The organism is Mangrovivirga halotolerans, from assembly GCF_026241165.1.
In the GTDB taxonomy this organism is placed as follows: domain Bacteria; phylum Bacteroidota; class Bacteroidia; order Cytophagales; family Cyclobacteriaceae; genus Mangrovivirga; species Mangrovivirga halotolerans.
In genome coordinates this window covers 1-1,779 of sequence record NZ_JAPFQN010000024.1, presented here as the reverse complement: position 1 = coordinate 1,779, position 1,779 = coordinate 1, and the positions used below count along the sequence as shown (strand labels likewise).

Below are 1,779 nucleotides of genomic sequence, written 5' to 3'. Positions count from 1 at the left end.
CCATTTCTATTTCATATAGTACGACCTTATCAAATTCTGTTTTGGATAAGGTTGTAGGGAAAATGATAAATAAAATTAGTATCAATGTTTTCATTAGCTGTACTTAATGACATACAACGCCAAGCTAAAATCCGTAGGCTTGACCTTTATTAATATCTTTAAAAGTATCTGTTTCTAATGCACTTTGCAAGTAGCTCATAAGCCTATGGATTTTTAGCGCCTGTTATGGCCTTTTAGTTAGTCCGGTATATCATGTCATAATCATGTGCGGTTACAAACATTGGAATTTTTGACCAGTCAGAATCCATGGTTTTGTAGGTTGCGTTAAACAGTTCTTGCAGTCGAAGTATTACCAATAGTTCACAGATTTCATAAGATTCATTGATATTTGGTTCTTCAAGCTTGTTATTCTCATGGACACCTTCAAATACTTTTTGAAGTTCTTCGAATCCTGTAATTGTTAAGCTGTTTGAACTGGAGTCATAAAAATCTGCAAGCCAGTCCCAATCTTCTCCTCCAAGTTTTTCGTATGAAAATAGATCAATAAACCACAGGTCGCAGTTGATCGTAAATCCGTTCATCTCACAGTAGTATGCTTCCGCTGTTAGATTGTTGTTCATGTTGAAAATCGACTTTAGAAGCCCTTGATTCTTCTTGAGGATTTTAGTTGTTTCCGTATGAAAGTTTGATATGAATTCTGCAAGTTCAGATGTCTGGTGAGTCAGGGTCTTACCTATAATTTGATGAAAACCTGTTTTTGGAACCTTAGCTAATTTGCTTTCTGCAATTTCGATTGCTTTGTCGAGTTTCTTCTTCTTTAGAAGTTCAGTAAGTTGGTCTGCTAGTTCAAAGTTCATAAGTCTTGATTCTGGGAGGATTGGCCATAACGTCACTTGTATGAGTTTGTGGCGGATTTTCGTGCCGATTTCGCGTCTGATAGGACAATGAAATCCAACGAGAATCCGGAGCTTGACCTGGCACTACAGCCGGCATAACTTATACAAATTGTTGTGTGATTGCCATTAAGTTTAAAACATTAAATATAATTTTCTATTATCTGATTTATTTTATTGTCATTATTTGGTCTCTTATTAGTACATTCTAATATTTTTATAAAATCTTTTTCCATCCTATATAATTCGTAATTAAAAATTATTCTGGTTAAAACATTAGAAATGATTAGCATAAAAATTATCAGAGATAAAAATGAAATATAAAAATCATATTCTATTGAAGTGTTGATATTTATAATTGCAATAATAAAGAGCAATAATAAAAAAGAATTGAAGCCCATTATAAATCCTTGAATTATTCTATGTAGTCTAGCGCTTAATTGTATAATTGTACCATTATTAGATTCTAAAAATAATCCTGTTATTTGAGGAATAAATGAATTTGCTCCTTGTTTTAATATTCTTCGGAAAATTAATTTATCATTCGAAATATACCCCTCATAATCAAGACTTGAATTGCGTCTTATTCCAGATAAATTAAGTCTTTCCTTATATGCGATAGAACTCGATAATTTATCAATTACTTCACCCTTCGTCAAGGGACTTTGCAATTCAATATTTTTATAGGGAAATATTCTCATTTTGTCTGCTGTTATTTTGGCTTACACACAACGTCAAGGCTATGTGTCCGCCGAAACCTACGGCTGCTTAAAAAACGCATAGCTGATCCCCAAAGATAATAGCCCCATCTGAAAAACAAAACGGTGGATCATAGGTGTTGTTGGTAATCGTTAATACCTTTTTTCAGCATAATTTTTAATAGCTG

The 1,779-nt window shown here is 33.0% G+C and carries 2 protein-coding genes; both read right to left on the bottom strand.

Annotation, left to right across the window (positions count from 1 at the left end):
• Positions 1 to 233: 233 nt before the first annotated feature.
• Positions 234 to 857, bottom strand: coding sequence for a hypothetical protein (locus OO013_RS20040; protein ID WP_266058912.1), 624 nt, complete (start codon positions 855 to 857; stop codon positions 234 to 236).
• A 179-nt stretch (positions 858 to 1,036) separates the two neighbouring features.
• Positions 1,037 to 1,594 carry a hypothetical protein gene (locus tag OO013_RS20035; protein ID WP_266058911.1) on the bottom strand — a complete coding sequence of 186 codons (558 nt, stop codon included), beginning with the start codon at positions 1,592 to 1,594 and terminating at the stop codon, positions 1,037 to 1,039.
• Between the last annotated feature and the right edge of the window lie 185 nt (positions 1,595 to 1,779).

What these genes read in the sequence shown, in the direction of transcription:
- OO013_RS20035 (WP_266058911.1), bottom strand. Translation starts at nt 1,594, where the DNA reads ATGAGAATATTTCCCTATAAAAATATTGAATTGCAAAGTCCCTTGACG.
- OO013_RS20040 (WP_266058912.1), bottom strand. Translation starts at nt 857, where the DNA reads ATGAACTTTGAACTAGCAGACCAACTTACTGAACTTCTAAAGAAGAAG.